This is a genomic window from Pseudomonas granadensis (assembly GCF_900105485.1).
Taxonomy (GTDB): Bacteria; Pseudomonadota; Gammaproteobacteria; order Pseudomonadales; family Pseudomonadaceae; genus Aquipseudomonas; species Aquipseudomonas granadensis.
Genome location: NZ_LT629778.1, coordinates 835926 through 851450 on the forward strand (window position 1 = coordinate 835926; position 15525 = coordinate 851450).

The 15525-nt window shown below is 60.2% G+C and carries 15 protein-coding genes; 12 read left to right on the plus strand and 3 right to left on the minus strand.

Going from position 1 to position 15525, the window contains the following annotated elements; all coding sequences use genetic code 11:
* Nucleotides 1-147: 147 nt before the first annotated feature.
* Entirely contained in the window at nt 148-1389 is a 1242-nt protein-coding gene (locus tag BLU52_RS03540) for a transporter associated domain-containing protein (protein ID WP_090281916.1), read from the minus strand.
* 11 nt (nt 1390-1400) lie between these two features.
* Nucleotides 1401-2213 (minus strand): cytochrome C assembly family protein, encoded by an 813-nt coding sequence (locus BLU52_RS03545; protein ID WP_090281917.1) that lies wholly within the window; start codon nt 2211-2213, stop codon nt 1401-1403.
* Nucleotides 2214-2423: 210 nt separating this feature from the next.
* Between BLU52_RS03545 and ffh the strand changes: the two genes are divergently transcribed.
* The 5 genes from ffh to rplS all read left to right on the plus strand — a co-directional run bounded on the left by ffh (nt 2424) and on the right by rplS (nt 6005).
* Nucleotides 2424-3800: a signal recognition particle protein gene (ffh, locus tag BLU52_RS03550; protein WP_090281918.1), complete on the plus strand. Its 1377-nt coding sequence runs from the start codon at nt 2424-2426 to the stop codon at nt 3798-3800.
* A gap of 261 nt (nt 3801-4061) precedes the next feature.
* Complete coding sequence (gene rpsP / locus BLU52_RS03555) at nt 4062-4313, plus strand: 30S ribosomal protein S16 (RefSeq protein WP_003198088.1); 252 nt, start codon at nt 4062-4064, stop codon at nt 4311-4313.
* Between the two features lie 5 nt (nt 4314-4318).
* The gene (rimM, locus tag BLU52_RS03560) at nt 4319-4855 is read left to right on the plus strand and encodes a ribosome maturation factor RimM (protein WP_090281919.1); all 537 of its coding nucleotides are present in this window, start codon (nt 4319-4321) and stop codon (nt 4853-4855) included.
* 43 nt (nt 4856-4898) lie between these two features.
* Nucleotides 4899-5609, plus strand: coding sequence for a tRNA (guanosine(37)-N1)-methyltransferase TrmD (gene trmD / locus BLU52_RS03565; protein WP_231988031.1), 711 nt, complete (start codon nt 4899-4901; stop codon nt 5607-5609).
* A gap of 45 nt (nt 5610-5654) precedes the next feature.
* The gene (rplS, locus tag BLU52_RS03570) at nt 5655-6005 is read left to right on the plus strand and encodes a 50S ribosomal protein L19 (protein WP_003175895.1); all 351 of its coding nucleotides are present in this window, start codon (nt 5655-5657) and stop codon (nt 6003-6005) included.
* A gap of 215 nt (nt 6006-6220) precedes the next feature.
* On the opposite strand, the gene BLU52_RS03575 is transcribed toward rplS, so the two are convergent.
* The gene (locus BLU52_RS03575; protein ID WP_090281921.1) at nt 6221-8029 is read right to left on the minus strand and encodes a cation:proton antiporter; all 1809 of its coding nucleotides are present in this window, start codon (nt 8027-8029) and stop codon (nt 6221-6223) included.
* Between the two features lie 108 nt (nt 8030-8137).
* Here BLU52_RS03575 and xerD point away from each other — a divergent pair, with 108 nt between their 5' ends.
* The 7 genes from xerD to BLU52_RS03610 all read left to right on the plus strand — a co-directional run bounded on the left by xerD (nt 8138) and on the right by BLU52_RS03610 (nt 15440).
* On the plus strand, nt 8138-9034 hold the full coding sequence (xerD, locus tag BLU52_RS03580; RefSeq protein ID WP_090281922.1) for a site-specific tyrosine recombinase XerD: 897 nt from the start codon (nt 8138-8140) through the stop codon (nt 9032-9034).
* A gap of 255 nt (nt 9035-9289) precedes the next feature.
* Nucleotides 9290-10021, plus strand: coding sequence for a bifunctional protein-disulfide isomerase/oxidoreductase DsbC (gene dsbC, locus BLU52_RS03585; RefSeq protein ID WP_090281923.1), 732 nt, complete (start codon nt 9290-9292; stop codon nt 10019-10021).
* 131 nt (nt 10022-10152) lie between these two features.
* Nucleotides 10153-11457: a homoserine dehydrogenase gene (locus BLU52_RS03590; protein ID WP_090281924.1), complete on the plus strand. Its 1305-nt coding sequence runs from the start codon at nt 10153-10155 to the stop codon at nt 11455-11457.
* Nucleotides 11458-11564: 107 nt separating this feature from the next.
* Nucleotides 11565-12974 (plus strand): threonine synthase, encoded by a 1410-nt coding sequence (thrC, locus tag BLU52_RS03595; protein WP_090281925.1) that lies wholly within the window; start codon nt 11565-11567, stop codon nt 12972-12974.
* A 120-nt stretch (nt 12975-13094) separates the two neighbouring features.
* A complete protein-coding gene (locus BLU52_RS03600) occupies nt 13095-14468 on the plus strand; it encodes a transporter substrate-binding domain-containing protein (protein WP_090281926.1) in 1374 nt (457 codons plus the stop codon).
* 116 nt (nt 14469-14584) lie between these two features.
* Nucleotides 14585-14992, plus strand: coding sequence for a response regulator (locus tag BLU52_RS03605; protein ID WP_090281927.1), 408 nt, complete (start codon nt 14585-14587; stop codon nt 14990-14992).
* Between the two features lie 166 nt (nt 14993-15158).
* Entirely contained in the window at nt 15159-15440 is a 282-nt protein-coding gene (locus tag BLU52_RS03610; protein ID WP_090281928.1) for a DUF3509 domain-containing protein, read from the plus strand.
* Nucleotides 15441-15525: the final 85 nt, after the last annotated feature.

A 15525-nucleotide genomic window follows, 5' to 3' on the forward strand; every position in this document is an offset into this window, starting at 1 on the left:
GCGAGCGCTGTTTCGAGTAGGAACAGTCGTCGGTTTGCGGCGGAAACAGTCGCGATCCGTGGCGTGCCGGGTAAGCACAGGGGTCGACGGCGCTTGGGTAAGCTCGGCGATTATAGGAAGGGGGCTAACGCTTGAACAAGAGGCGATCTAGCGTGCCGGTATCAAGACTGGCACAGATGAGGTCAACCAGATCAGTACTTTGCTTACGCGGTTATCTTCGGTCTCGAGGATTTCCAGGCGATAACGGCCGATCTTCAGGCAAACCGCGCTTTCCGGAATGGTTTCCAACGCCTCGGTCACCAGCCCGTTGAGGGTTTTCGGCCCGTCGCTGGGCAGGTGCCAGCCCAGGCATTTGTTCAGTTCGCGGATCGACGCGGCACCATCGATCACCATGCGCCCGTCGGCTTGCGGGTGGATGTGCGGGTTATCGAGGCTGTGCTCGCTTTCGAATTCGCCAACGATCTCTTCGAGAATATCTTCCAGCGTGACGATACCGAGCACTTCGCCGTACTCGTCGACCACCATGCCCAGGCGCCGCTGTTGCTTGTGAAAGTTCAGCAGTTGCAGTTGCAACGGGGTGCTTTCTGGAACGAAGTAGGGTTCGTAGCTGGCTGCCAGCAGGGCTTCTCGCGTAAGTTCGCCGTTGCTCAGCAAGTGGCCGACCTGACGGGTGTTGAGTACCGCTTCGACCTGATTGATGTCGCTATGAAACACCGGCAGGCGCGTGCGTTCGTTATGGCGCAGTTGCTCGATGATCGCTTCGATCGGATCGTCGAGGTTGATGCCGTCGACGTCACTGCGCGGCACCAGAATATCGTTGACGGTGATGTTGTCCAGCGCGTGGATCCCGGAGACCGGGTGCGCACGAACCGGATGCTCGGCATCGTCGTGGCGGTCGGCGGGCGCTTCGTCTTCGCTGTGTTGCACGACTTGGGCCTTGCGCACGAACGGGCTCATCAGAAGGCTGCTAAGGCGGCTGAACAGCCAGGCAAACGGATAGACAATCTTCAGCGGTACCGCCAGCAGGGTATTGCCGAGCCCCAGCACTGCATCGGGATAACGCTGGGCCACGCTGCGCGGAAAGTAATCGGCGAACACCAGCAGGATGGCGCCGACGCCGAGGCATGCTGCCCAAGGGCCGTTTTCCGCACAAAGGAAAATCGCCAGCAAGGTGGCAATCACCACCGCCAGCGCGCGGCACAGGGTGTTGCACAGGATCAGGCTGTCGAGCGGAAAGTTGAGCTTGGCCAGCGGCTTATCGCTGGCGCGCGAGGCGGTGCGCTGCGCGAGCAACTGCTGTTGCGCGATTTCGACGGCGGTAAACAGCCCTGACCACACAATCAGCAGAGCGAATACCGCGAGCATCGGCCCTATGGGCAAACCGTCCATTTATACGCCCGTCAGATGTGCAGAATGTATTCGCGAACCAGTTTGCTGCCGAAATACGCCAACATCAGCAGGCAGAAACCGGCGAGCGTCCAGCGAATCGCCTTGTGGCCGCGCCAGCCGAGGCGATTGCGCCCCCACAGCAGCACGCTGAACACGATCCACGCCAGGCACGCCAGCAGGGTCTTGTGCACCAGATGCTGGGCGAACAGGTTCTCGACGAACAGCCAGCCGGAGATCAGCGACAGCGACAGCAGCGTCCAGCCGGCCCAAAGGAAACCGAACAGCAGACTTTCCATGGTTTGCAGCGGCGGGAAGTTCTTGATCAGCCCGGACGGGTGCTTGTGCTTGAGCTGGTGGTCTTGCACCAGCAGCAGCAAGGCCTGAAACACCGCGATGGTGAACATGCCGTAGGCCAGGATCGACAGCAGGATGTGGGCGAGAATGCCCGGCTCTTCATCGATGATCTGCACCGTACCGGTCGGCGCGAATTGCGCCAGCAGTACGGTGATTGCACCGAGCGGGAACAGCAGAACCAGCAGGTTCTCCACCGGAATTCTCGAACAGGCCAGCAGGGTCAGCGCGATCACCGCTGCGGCAATCAGGCTGGAGGCGCTGAAGAAATCCAGGCCCAGGCCGATCGGCGTCAACAGATGAGTCAGCAGGCTGGCGCCGTGGGCGACGACGGCGAGCACGCCGAGGCTGACCAGCAGGCGCTTGTTCGCCTTGGCGCCAGTGGCCAGACGGGTGCTTTGATACAGGGTCGCAGCGGCATACAGGAGGGCGGCGGCGAGGGTGGTCAGTAAGCTGGGTGACAAGGGGAGCATAAATCCTGATGGGCGGGCCCGAAAGACGCTGAGTTTGGCATAGAACCGCCGCGACACGAAAGACTCGGCAAGCTGACAGCGAGGTGTGCGCCGGGCGCAGTCTTCGCTATAATCCGCGACCTGCCCACGCCGCAGGCTCGCCGAGCACATGTTGATTCCGGTCTGGGCCGCCATTATCCCGGTCTGTACAGGGCCTGAAAGGATCGCGCAATGTTTGAAAACTTAACCGACCGTCTCTCGCAGACGCTGCGCCATGTCACCGGCAAGGCGAAGCTGACCGAGGACAACATCAAAGACACCCTGCGTGAAGTGCGCATGGCGTTGCTCGAAGCCGACGTCGCGCTGCCGGTGGTCAAGGACTTCGTCAATTCGGTCAAGGAACGCGCCGTCGGCACCGAGGTGTCGCGCAGCCTGACGCCGGGCCAGGCGTTCGTGAAGATCGTCCAGGCCGAACTCGAAAGCCTGATGGGCGCCGCCAACGAAGACCTGAACCTGAGCGCCGTGCCGCCAGCAGTCATTCTGATGGCCGGTCTGCAGGGTGCCGGTAAAACCACCACCGCCGGCAAACTCGCGCGCTTCCTTAAAGAGCGCAAGAAGAAGTCGGTCATGGTCGTGTCGGCGGACGTTTACCGTCCTGCGGCGATCAAGCAGCTGGAAACCCTGGCCAACGACATCGGCGTGACGTTCTTTCCGTCCGACCTGAGCCAGAAGCCGGTCGACATCGCCAGCGCCGCTATTAAAGAAGCCAAGCTGAAATTCATCGACGTGGTCATCGTCGATACCGCCGGTCGTCTGCACATCGACGAAGAGATGATGGGCGAGATCAAGGCGCTGCACGCGGCGATCAACCCGGTCGAAACGCTGTTCGTGGTCGATGCCATGACCGGTCAGGACGCCGCCAACACGGCCAAGGCCTTTGGCGATGCGCTGCCGCTGACCGGCGTGATCCTGACCAAGGTCGACGGCGACGCCCGTGGCGGTGCTGCGCTGTCGGTGCGTGCCATCACCGGCAAGCCGATCAAGTTCATCGGTATGGGCGAGAAGAGCGAAGCGCTCGATCCGTTCCATCCCGAGCGTATCGCCTCGCGCATTCTCGGCATGGGCGACGTGCTCAGCCTGATCGAACAGGCCGAAGCGACGCTCGACAAGGACAAGGCCGACAAACTGGCCAAGAAGCTGAAGAAGGGCAAGGGCTTCGACCTCGAAGACTTCCGCGATCAGTTGCAACAGATGAAGAACATGGGCGGCCTCGGCGGGCTCATGGACAAACTGCCGAGCATCGGCGGCGTCAACCTGTCGCAGATGGGCAATGCCCAGAACGCCGCAGAGAAGCAGTTCAAGCAGATGGAAGCCATCATCAACTCGATGACCCCGGCCGAGCGCCGCGACCCGGAACTGATCAGTGGTTCGCGCAAGCGCCGCATCGCCATGGGTTCCGGCACTCAGGTGCAGGACATCGGCCGCTTGATCAAGCAGCACAAGCAGATGCAGAAGATGATGAAGAAATTCTCCGCCAAGGGCGGAATGGCGAAAATGATGCGCGGCATGGGCGGAATGTTGCCCGGCGGCGGCATGCCGAAAATGTGAGACAGGACACCAAGACTTCGCCGGTCGTCGCACCGGCGCAGACCCTGCAAGGACGCAGGATCAACAGCAAACCCGCACTCGGCGGGAGCTGACTGGCCGTTTTCATCGACGGCTCTCCATGCAAATCTGCACGGCATGCCACAGGCGCCGGAAAAAGTCATTTGCAAAAGTCCGGATATTCCTTAGAATATGCGGCCTTTCGGGCACCCATGCCCGCTGTGCATTTAGATTTGCAGCACCGACTACAGGAACGATGTTCACATGCTAACAATCCGTCTTGCCCTTGGCGGCTCCAAAAAGCGCCCGTTTTACCACCTGACCGTAACCGACTCGCGTAACCCGCGTGACGGCTCCCACAAAGAACAGGTTGGCTTCTTCAACCCTGTTGCCCGTGGTCAGGAAGTTCGTCTGTCCGTGAACCAAGAGCGCGTAGCCTACTGGCTGAGCGTTGGTGCACAGCCTTCTGAGCGCGTTGCTCAGTTGTTGAAGGAATCTGCCAAGGCTGCGGCCTGAGCAATATGAACGCGACGCCTGCTGTTGCCGATGATTTGATCGTTATTGGCAAAATTTATTCTGTTCATGGCGTTCGCGGCGAAGTGAAGGTGTATTCCTTTACTGATCCGACTGAAAACCTGTTGCAGTACAAAACCTGGACGCTCAAGCGCGAAGGCAATGTCAAACAGGTCGAGCTGGTCAGTGGACGCGGGAGCGACAAGTTCCTGGTCGCCAAGCTCAAGGGTCTTGATGATCGTGAAGAAGCTCGTCTTCTGGCCGGTTACGAGATCTGCGTGCCGCGCAACCTGTTCGCTGAATTGACCGAAGGCGAGTACTACTGGTACCAGCTGGAAGGTCTGAAGGTCATCGACACCCTTGGGCAATTGCTCGGGAAAATCGATCATCTTCTGGAAACCGGCGCCAATGATGTAATGGTCGTCAAGCCTTGCGCTGGCAGCCTGGATGATCGCGAACGCCTGTTGCCGTATACCGGGCAATGCGTGTTGGCCGTCGACCTGGCCGCGGGCGAGATGAAGGTGGATTGGGACGCGGACTTCTGACGTGGCTAACTTGCGCGTTGAAGTGATCAGTTTGTTTCCCGAGATGTTTTCCGCCATTGGCGATTACGGCATCACCAGTCGTGCGGTCAAACAGGGGCTTTTACAGCTGACCTGTTGGAATCCGCGAGATTACACGACGGATCGGCATCACACTGTGGACGATCGCCCGTTTGGCGGTGGTCCGGGCATGGTGATGAAGATCAAGCCCCTGGAAGATGCTCTGGTTCAGGCCAAGGCAGCAGCCGGGGAGGCGGCGAAGGTGATTTACCTGTCCCCCCAAGGCCGTCAGCTGACTCAGTCGGCGGTACGCGAGCTGGCACAATCGGATGCATTGATCCTGATTGCCGGCCGCTATGAAGGCATTGACGAGCGCTTTATTGAGGCTCATGTCGATGAAGAGTGGTCGATTGGCGACTATGTACTGTCTGGCGGCGAGCTGCCGGCCATGGTCCTGATCGATGCGGTTACACGACTGCTGCCTGGAGCTTTAGGGCATGCGGATTCCGCTGAGGAAGATTCCTTTACGGATGGTCTGCTGGATTGCCCGCACTACACCCGACCGGAGGTGTATGCGGATCAGCGTGTTCCCGACGTGTTGCTGAGTGGCAATCACGCGCATATCCGGCGTTGGCGTTTACAGCAGTCCCTTGGTAGGACCTATGAACGACGCGCCGATCTTCTGGAAAGCCGCTCGCTTTCTGGAGAAGAGAAGAAGCTGCTCGAGGAATACATCCGCGAGCGGGACGATAGTTAACAACGTATCGATGGTAGATCGAACGATTTACCTTAGGAGCACAGCATGACCAACAAAATCATCCTTGCACTCGAAGCAGAGCAGATGACCAAAGAAATCCCTACCTTTGCCCCGGGCGACACCATTGTCGTTCAGGTGAAAGTGAAGGAAGGCGATCGTTCCCGTCTGCAAGCGTTCGAAGGCGTTGTCATCGCCAAGCGTAACCGCGGCGTGAACAGTGCGTTCACCGTTCGTAAAATCTCCAACGGTGTTGGCGTAGAACGTACTTTCCAGACCTACTCGCCGCAAATCGACAGCATGGCTGTCAAGCGTCGCGGTGACGTACGTAAAGCCAAGCTGTACTACCTGCGCGACCTGTCGGGTAAAGCAGCTCGCATCAAGGAAAAACTGGCTTAAGTCCAGCTTCCGATGCAGAAAAAAGCAGCCTTCGGGCTGCTTTTTTGTTGCCTGCGTTTTGTGCTGCACAGGCCCTTCAGTCTATCCGTGACCGAGTCGCGGCTTTTCGCGAGCAGGCTCGCTCCCACAGAGGAGCGCGTTCCAAATGGGGAGGGTTGCTCCCACAGGAATATGCATTCCAAATGTGGGAGCGAGCCTGCTCGCGATTCGATCTGTCAGGCGCTGGAACCTTCCGGTTGAATCAACGCCAGCAACGTCCACCCCGCCCCCGGCTTCAATGTCGTTTCCGGCGTCACCACATGCACCCAGCCACTGTCATCGCGCATGAACAGCAAGGTGGCTCGATTGCGGTGCAGCGCGCGGTAGTCCTCCCAGCCAAACCCTTCCGTCAGCGTTGTACTGTACAGTTCGGCACCCTGGCCCATTTGCCCGGCCAGTTTCGAATAGGTCAGCGCCTCACTGCCCAATTGGTTGCCGCGATGTTCCAGACTCGCCCGATGCTTGTCGCTGCGCCGGCTCTCATGCCCGCTGGCCAGACCAAACAAGCGCTGATGGCCGAAGTCATGACGAAAGCGCATCGCCGCCAATGTATTGAGTTCACCCGAGGGTGAGAGCGCCAGCAAATGCCCCAGCCCGACCAGATCCAGATGTGCATCGGCGTGCTGTGAGGCCGGGTTGCCGAAGTAGGTCGGCAGACCTTCCATACGCGCCGCACGAATGTTTTCCCAGCTCGAATCGGTCAGCAGTACGCGACTGCCCAGCTGCTGCAATGATTTGCCCAGTTCTCGCGCCGGGCCGTTGGCGCCGACGATCAGGAAGCCACTCGGCGCCGGCTCCGCGACCTTGAGCAGGCGTGCCAGCGGGCGCGCCGTCGCACTTTGCAGGACCACCGTGCCGATGATCACGGCGAAGGTCAGCGGCACCAGCAGCAGCGCGCCTTCATGCCCGGCCGCATCCAGGCGAATGGCGAAAATCGCTGACACCGCGGCCGCGACAATCCCGCGTGGTGCAATCCAGCACAGCAGCGCGCGTTCACGCCAGCTCAGGCTGGAGCCCGCCGTACTGAGCAGCACGTTCAACGGGCGAGCGACCAACTGGATTACCAGCAGCAGAATCAACACCACCGGCCCCAGCCCGATCAGCGCATTCAGGTCGAGCCGCGCGGCCAACAGAATGAACAATCCAGAAATCAGCAAAACGCTGAGGTTTTCCTTGAAGTGCAGGATGTGCCGCACATCCACGCCTTTCATGTTCGCCAGCCACATGCCCATCAGCGTGACCGCCAGCAAACCCGACTCATGCATGACCGCGTTGGCGGCAATAAAAATCCCGAGCACCGCTGCCAGCGAGGCGAGGTTGTGTAGATATTCCGGAAGCCATTGTCGACGGATCACCGTGCCGAGCACCCAGCCGCCGACAATGCCGAACGCTGCACCGCAGACAATCACCCCGCCGAAAGTGAACAGGCTCTGCTTGAGACCATGGCCTTCGGCGCTGGCGATGATAAAGCTGTACACCACCACGGCGAGCAGGGCGCCAATTGGGTCGATGACGATGCCTTCCCAGCGCAGAATATTGGCGATCGACGCTTTCGGCCGCACCACCCGCAGCATCGGTACGATCACCGTCGGGCCAGTGACGAGCGTCAGGCTGCCGAAAAGGATCGCCAGCATCCAGTCGAAACCGAGCAGAAAATGCGTGGCGACGGCGATGACGATCCAGGTCGAAATCGCCCCGACCGTGACCAGTCGATGGACCACGCTGCCGATTTCTTTCCACTCCGATAGATGCAGAGTCAGGCTACCCTCGAACAGAATCAGCGCGACCGCCAGCGACACCAGTGGCATCAGTAGCGGGCCGAACATTTCCTGCGGATCCAGCCAGCCGAGCACCGGGCCGACGAGGATGCCGGTCAACAGCAGAAACAGAATCGCTGGCAACTTCAGGCGCCAAGCCAACCATTGGCAACCGAGCGCTGCCGCGCCAATCCCGCCAAATGCCAATAAAATTTGCTGCTCGTTCATTGATGCTCCCTGTTCCTTGATCTGGCTGGCTATGAAAGACTAGCGGCCATTCCCGACGTTCACTGTCTATTTGCGCGCAGTGTGAAAAACTGCCTGCCATGAGCACCCATGCCTGCCATCGACCACCCGCTGATTGACCAATTCCTCGACGCTTTATGGCTGGAAAAAGGCCTGTCCGACAACACCCGCGGCGCCTACCGCAGCGATCTGACACTGTTCAATGGCTGGCTGCAGGAGAAAAACCTCGAGCTGATCAACGCCGGCCGCGAGCTGATCCTTGATCATCTGGCCTGGCGCCTGGAGCAGAACTACAAGCCGCGCTCCACGGCCAGATTTCTCTCCGGCGTGCGTGGCTTTTATCGCTATCTGCTGCGGGAAAAACTGATCAGTGTCGACCCGACCTTGCGCATCGACATGCCGCAGCTGGGGCGGCCGTTGCCCAAGTCGCTGTCGGAGGCCGACGTCGAGGCGCTGCTCAAGGCGCCGGACCTGAGCGAAGCCATCGGCCAGCGTGATCGCGCCATGCTCGAAGTCCTGTATGCCTGCGGCTTGCGCGTGACCGAACTGGTCAGCCTGACGCTGGAGCAGGTCAACCTGCGCCAGGGTGTGCTGCGGGTGATGGGCAAGGGCAGCAAGGAACGGCTGGTGCCGATGGGCGAGGAGGCGATTGTCTGGGTTGAGCGCTATATGCGCGACGGACGTGGCGAATTGCTCAGCGGGCGGCCCAGCGATGTGCTGTTCCCCAGTCAGCGTGGCGAACAGATGACCCGTCAGACCTTCTGGCACCGGATCAAACATCAGGCCAAAGTTGCCGGGATCAACAAATCGCTGTCACCGCACACCCTGCGTCACGCGTTTGCCACGCACTTGCTCAATCACGGCGCGGATTTGCGCGTGGTGCAGATGTTGCTCGGCCATAGCGATCTGTCCACAACGCAGATCTACACCCACGTCGCCCGCGCCCGTCTGCAAGACCTGCACGCCAAACACCACCCGCGCGGCTGAACACAATCCCCTGTAGGCCTTCGCCTGCTCGCGATAGCGGTGTGTCAGGCCGCAGATATTTTGAATGTGCCGGCCTCTTCGCGAGCAGGCTCGCTCCCACAGGGATCTAGTCGTCGTGAAAGTGCGGCGACCGGCGCATTCGGCCACCGTGACCTTATGTGTTAGGCTTTGCCGGTTTGCACGATGGGCGGTTATGACCCGGTGTTCCGGCACGGGCGTTCTGATCGTTCCGTTTGTCCGCCTTCAGGAGTTCTCATGCGTCTGACCCAGATTTTCGCCGCCGCAGCCCTTGCGTTGGTCAGCACCTTTGCCGCCGCCGATGACGCGGCCGATAAAGCCATTCGTCAAAGCCTGGAAAAACTCGAGCTCGAGGTTCCGGTCGAAAGCATCAGCGCCAGCCCGCTGCCGGGCATGTACGAAGTCAAGCTCCAGGGCAGCCGCGTGCTCTACGCCAGTGCCGATGGCCAGTACATTGTTCAGGGCAATCTCTACCAACTGGCGAACGGCAAACCGGTCAACCTGACCGAGAAGACCGAACGCCTGGGCATCTCCAGGCTGATCAATGCCATTCCGGTGGCCGAGACCGTGGTTTATCCGGCGGTCGGCGAAACCAAGTCGCACATCACCGTGTTCACCGATACCACCTGCCCGTACTGCCACAAGCTGCACGCCGAAGTGCCGGAGCTGAACAAGCGCGGCATCGAAGTGCGTTACGTGGCGTTCCCGCGTCAGGGCCTGAATTCGCCAGGCGATGAACAGCTGCAAGCGGTGTGGTGCTCGAAAGACAAGAAAGCCGCCATGGACAAAATGGTCGATGGCAAGGAAATCAAGGCCGCCAAGTGCGATAACCCGGTTTCCAGACAGTTCGCCCTTGGTCAGTCGATCGGCGTGAACGGCACACCGGCCATCGTTTTGGCCGACGGGCAAGTCATTCCGGGCTACCAGCCTGCGCCACAAGTCGCCAAACTGGCGCTGGGCGCGAAGTAATTCGCATCGTCACGGTCCGCCGCTGACGATCATGGTCCGGCAGCCACATCGCCGGGCCATCAATAGAGAGCCGCGAGCACGCGGTTGTTTTCCGGCCGACCCTGCGTCGGCCGTTTTATGGGGAGTTCACAGTGAATCCGGTCAAAGTAGGCATCTGTGGGTTAGGGACCGTCGGTGGCGGTACCTTCAACGTACTTCAGCGCAACGCCGAGGAAATTGCTCGTCGTGCCGGGCGTGGGATCGAAGTGGCACAAATTGCCATGCGCACGCCAAAGCCTCAGTTCCAGACGACCGGTATTGCGATTACCAACGATGTCTTCGAAGTGGCCACGAACCCTGAGATCGACATCGTCATAGAGCTGATGGGCGGCTACACCGTTGCCCGCGAGCTGGTACTCAAGGCCATCGAGAATGGCAAGCATGTGGTCACCGCGAACAAGGCGCTGATAGCCGTTCACGGTAATGAAATTTTCGCCAAGGCACGCGAGAAAGGCGTGATCGTGGCATTCGAAGCAGCGGTGGCCGGGGGTATTCCGGTGATCAAGGCGATTCGTGAGGGCCTGTCGGCCAACCGCATCAACTGGGTCGCGGGGATCATCAACGGCACCGGCAACTTCATCCTCACCGAAATGCGCGAGAAGGGCCGTACGTTCGAAGACGTGCTGGCCGAAGCGCAGGCGCTGGGTTATGCCGAAGCCGATCCGACCTTCGACGTCGAAGGCATCGATGCGGCGCACAAGCTGACCATCCTGGCCTCGATCGCGTTCGGTATTCCGCTGCAGTTCGACAAGGCGTACACCGAAGGCATCACCAAACTGACCACCGCTGACGTGAATTACGCCGAAGCGCTGGGCTACCGCATCAAGCACCTGGGCGTAGCGCGCAGCACCGCTGCCGGTATCGAGTTGCGCGTACACCCGACGCTGATCCCGGCAGATCGCCTGATCGCCAACGTCAACGGTGTGATGAACGCGGTGATGGTCAACGGTGACGCGGCCGGTTCGACGCTGTTCTACGGCGCTGGCGCCGGCATGGAGCCAACCGCTTCGTCGGTGATCGCCGATCTGGTCGACGTAGTGCGTGCGATGACCTCCGACCCGGAAAACCGCGTACCGCACCTGGCCTTTCAGCCGGACTCGCTGTCGGCGCATCCGATCCTGCCGATCGAAGCCTGCGAAAGCGCTTATTACCTGCGCATTCAGGCCAAGGACCACCCGGGCGTTCTCGCTCAGGTGGCAAGCATCCTGTCGGAACGCGGCATCAATATCGAATCGATCATGCAGAAGGAAGTCGAAGAGCATGACGGCCTGGTGCCGATGATCCTGCTGACTCACCGCGTGGTCGAGCAGCGCATCAACGATGCGATCGCCGCACTTGAAGCGCTCGCAGGCGTTGACGGCCCGGTCGTACGAATCCGCGTCGAACATTTGAACTAAAAAAGCAGCTGCGAGCTTCGAGCTGCAAGCGGCAAGACAAAGCAGTCCGGCTTTTACTTGTAGCTTGTAGCTCGTAGCTTGCAGCTCAAACCGAAGGTTTGCCCCATATGCGATATATCAGTACTCGCGGCCAGGCACCGGCCCTGAATTTCGAAGAGGTTCTGCTGGCCGGTCTGGCCACGGACGGCGGTTTGTACGTCCCGGAAAACCTGCCACGTTTCACCCAGGAAGAAATCGCTTCCTGGGCTGGTCTGCCGTATCACGAGCTGGCCTTCCGGGTGATGCGTCCGTTCGTGACCGGCAGCATTCCCGACGCCGATTTCAAAAAGATTCTTGAAGAAACCTACGCGGTCTTCGCTCACAGCGCAGTGGCGCCGTTGCGTCAGCTCAACGGCAACGAATGGGTGATGGAGCTGTTCCACGGCCCGACCCTGGCGTTCAAGGACTTCGCCCTGCAACTGCTGGGTCGTCTGCTCGACTACGTGCTGGAAAAGCGCGGCGAGCGCGTGGTGATTGTCGGTGCCACCTCCGGTGATACCGGTTCGGCGGCCATCGAAGGCTGCAAACATTGCGAAAACGTCGACATCTTCATCCTGCATCCCCACAACCGGGTTTCGGAAGTGCAGCGCCGGCAGATGACCACGATCGTTGGCGAGAACATCCACAACATCGCCATCGAAGGCAACTTCGATGACTGCCAGGAAATGGTCAAGAACAGCTTCGCCGACCAGAGCTTCCTCAAAGGCACGCGGCTGGTAGCGGTGAACTCGATCAACTGGGCGCGGATCATGGCCCAGATCGTCTACTACTTCCACGCCTCGCTGCAGTTGGGCGGGCCGGCGCGTTCGGTGTCGTTCTCGGTGCCGACCGGCAACTTCGGCGACATTTTCGCCGGTTACCTGGCGCGCAACATGGGCCTGCCGATCAACCAGTTGATCGTCGCCACCAACCGCAACGACATCCTGCACCGCTTCATGAGCGGCAACCAGTACGTCAAGGAAACCCTGCACGCCACGCTGTCGCCGTCGATGGACATCATGGTCTCGTCGAACTTCGAACGCTTGCTGTTCGATCTGCACGGTCGCAACGGTGCAGCGATTGCCGGGTTGATGGACTCGTTCAAGCAGGGCGGCGGTTTCAGCGTTGAACAGGAGCGGTGGACCGAAGCGCGCAAACTGTTCGATTCGCTGGCGGTGGACGATGCGCAAACTTGCGAGACCATCGCCGAAGTCTATGCGCAGACTGGTGAGGTGCTGGATCCGCACACCGCGATCGGCGTCAAGGCCGCGCGCGAATGCCGTCGCAGCCTGGACATCCCGATGGTGATTCTCGGCACTGCGCACCCGGTGAAATTCCCGGATGCAGTAGAGAAAGCCGGTGTAGGAAAAGCGCTCGAACTGCCTGCACATCTTTCTGATTTGTTTGAGCGAAACGAGCGCTGCACCGTTTTGCCGAACGAGCTGAAAGCCGTACAGGCCTTTGTCAGCCAGCATGGCAACCGCGGCAAGCCACTGTAAGCCCATAAAAGCTGTCACATTTTGAAGCCCGTCTCCTGACGGGCTTTTTTGTTTTCGCTGCCACACTGCCCGGGTTTTCACCCACGCAGGACGGGTGAGTCGATCACGAAGGAAGTGGCAATGCTGTTTGATAGAGGTTTGAAACCGGCACTGGTTGGGGTGTTGTTGTGCGGATTGCTGGGGTTGATGCGTTGCAGCGTGGCGGCGCAACTGGCGCTGCACGGCGATGCCGCGACGCACAACGTACAGCCCGTCCAACTGGCTGCACACGAGCGCGAGTGGATTCGCGACAATCCCACGGTGACCGTGGCGTCATTGCAATACCCCCTGTACCTGTTCCAGGACGAGCACGGGCAGTGGAGCGGTTTGAACAATGATGTGCTCAAGCGGGTGACGGCGATGACCGGGTTGCAGTTCGTGCACCAGGAATCGTTCTCCACCGATCACATGCTCGAGCGCCTGAAGAGCGGTGCAGCGGACATCAGTACGACGTTGGCCATCAGCGAGGAGCGCAAGGCGTTTCTCGATTACAGCCACGCCTTTGGTGGGGCCGGGTGGGTGTTTGTCGGGCGTGCCGACGCGCCGCGACTGGAATCTTTCGAGCAACTGGCCGGACGCAGGCTGGTGCTGCCGGCCCGGCATGCCCTGGAGGACACGATAAGACGCGACTTCCCGTCCATCGTGATTCATTCGGTCAAGACCTACGCCGAGGCACGGGCGCTGGTCGAAAGCGGCGAAGCCTATGCCACCATCGAAAATGAAATCGGCGCGCAGCTTTATCCGTTGGGTCCGCTTAAGGTCGGCGGGCTGGTCGAGGGCAAGTGGGAGGCGGACAACCTCGCGGTGCGCAAGGGCATGCCCGTACTACTGGGGATTCTCAACAAGGCACTGGAAGCCTTTCCGCCTGCCGAGCTGCGCGCGATCCGCCTGAAATGGCTGGAGGGAGTAGCGCCGGCACCGGCGCCGACTATCGGCCGGCAACTGCTTGAATGGGCTTGCTGGGTCATGGGCGGGCTCGGCGTGTTCGGCTTGCTGTCATTGGTATGGAATCGGCGGCTGAGGGCGGTGATCAAGCTGCGCCTGGCGGCAGAAAAGGATCTGGGCGATCAACTGGCGTTTCAGCACGCTTTGATCGACGCCTTGCCTGATCCGGTGTTCGTCCGCGATCTGCACGGGCGACTGATCACCTGCAACCGCAGCTATGAGGAGGCGTTATCGGTGCGTCTGGATCAGGTCATCGGGCGCTTGCTGATCGAGCTCGACACGCTGCCCGAAGCCACGGCGTTGATGCTCCATGAGGAGTTCATGCTGCAGTTGCGCACGCGCAAGTCGCGCTTCAGCAAACGCCGCTTGCAGTTCAATAACGGCCCGCGCGAGGTCTATCAATGGACCGTGCCGTTCTACAGCGCCGACGGTAAATTGCGCGGGTTGTTGGGCGGCTGGACGGACATCTCTCAGCGCCGGGCGGAGAGCGGGTGTCAGTGTCCGCAATGAAGATGGGAAATGTCCTATAAGACGCGGCTACTTTTCCGATGGGAGGCTTAGGACGGCTGGCCTAGAGTGAGAACCACTGCGGTGAGAGTCCGCGATTGTCGCTCCAGAGGTCGCCTATGCGCTCGCTTAAAGTCCTGATACTTGAACCCAATCCGTTCCAGCTGATGGCGTTGCACCAGATGCTCAATGCCGTCGGCATCTATGACGTCCTCACCGCACCGTCGCTGGCAGCGGCCTTGTCGTCGCTGGAGTACCGCGGTGCAGTCGACATCGCCATCTGCGATCCGCAACTCAAGGGCGGCGATGGCCTGGCGCTGATGCAGCACCTGGCGGCGCGCCAGCAAGCGCGTGCGGTGATTCTGCTGGGGACGGTTGCAGCGAGTCTGCTCAACGATCTCGAGCCGCTGCTGGACGAGCACGGCGTGCGTTTGTTGGGACGCCTGCAGACGCCGGTATCGGCGGTGCTGATGCGAGGTTTGCTCGACAGTTATCTGAGCGCCGCTGCGGCGCTACTCGGCGTGTAAGGCGTACGGCAGTTTTTCTGTCATCTTCGCCGTGCATGCTCTGTCAGACCGGTGACGCTGCGATGTGGAGGCAATCGAAACGCAGAACTTTCTTCTCGGGCCGGTGGTCATTTATGGTGTACACGCCCCAGGCGCACAGTTTTCGGACTATTGAGTGGAGATCGAGATGGAAAGTATCAGTCTATTGCTCGGTGAGGCTCTGAGCCCGTATCAGGTTTCGTTGACCCCCAGCGGCCGCCATGGCCAATGCCTGGTGGCGCTGAAGAACAGTCACGGCGCCATCGTGGTGGAGCGCGAATTCAATCAGGCGCAATTGACCGACAAGCGTCTGCTGACCGATGTCGTCGATGGTCTGCACCGCGACGTGCTGATCGCTGAAGGCCGGCTTGAACCCTGCGTGATCGCGGCCTTGCGCAACGCAGCGCTGGACAAGCGGGCAGCGCTGTAAAGATGAAATATTTTTTATGGGAACCTTCCTGCATCCCTGTCAGTCAGACCCCGTAACAGCAGGATCAAGCATTGTGCTCCGGTGC

Coding starts and splice junctions, on each gene's coding strand:
- BLU52_RS03540 (WP_090281916.1), bottom strand. CDS start 1,389: ATGGACGGTTTGCCCATAGGGCCGATGCTCGCGGTATTCGCTCTGCTG.
- BLU52_RS03545 (WP_090281917.1), bottom strand. CDS start 2,213: ATGCTCCCCTTGTCACCCAGCTTACTGACCACCCTCGCCGCCGCCCTC.
- ffh (WP_090281918.1), top strand. CDS start 2,424: ATGTTTGAAAACTTAACCGACCGTCTCTCGCAGACGCTGCGCCATGTC.
- rpsP (WP_003198088.1), top strand. CDS start 4,062: ATGCTAACAATCCGTCTTGCCCTTGGCGGCTCCAAAAAGCGCCCGTTT.
- rimM (WP_090281919.1), top strand. CDS start 4,319: ATGAACGCGACGCCTGCTGTTGCCGATGATTTGATCGTTATTGGCAAA.
- trmD (WP_231988031.1), top strand. CDS start 4,899: ATGTTTTCCGCCATTGGCGATTACGGCATCACCAGTCGTGCGGTCAAA.
- rplS (WP_003175895.1), top strand. CDS start 5,655: ATGACCAACAAAATCATCCTTGCACTCGAAGCAGAGCAGATGACCAAA.
- BLU52_RS03575 (WP_090281921.1), bottom strand. CDS start 8,029: ATGAACGAGCAGCAAATTTTATTGGCATTTGGCGGGATTGGCGCGGCA.
- xerD (WP_090281922.1), top strand. CDS start 8,138: ATGCCTGCCATCGACCACCCGCTGATTGACCAATTCCTCGACGCTTTA.
- dsbC (WP_090281923.1), top strand. CDS start 9,290: ATGCGTCTGACCCAGATTTTCGCCGCCGCAGCCCTTGCGTTGGTCAGC.
- thrC (WP_090281925.1), top strand. CDS start 11,565: ATGCGATATATCAGTACTCGCGGCCAGGCACCGGCCCTGAATTTCGAA.
- BLU52_RS03600 (WP_090281926.1), top strand. CDS start 13,095: ATGCTGTTTGATAGAGGTTTGAAACCGGCACTGGTTGGGGTGTTGTTG.
- BLU52_RS03605 (WP_090281927.1), top strand. CDS start 14,585: ATGCGCTCGCTTAAAGTCCTGATACTTGAACCCAATCCGTTCCAGCTG.
- BLU52_RS03610 (WP_090281928.1), top strand. CDS start 15,159: ATGGAAAGTATCAGTCTATTGCTCGGTGAGGCTCTGAGCCCGTATCAG.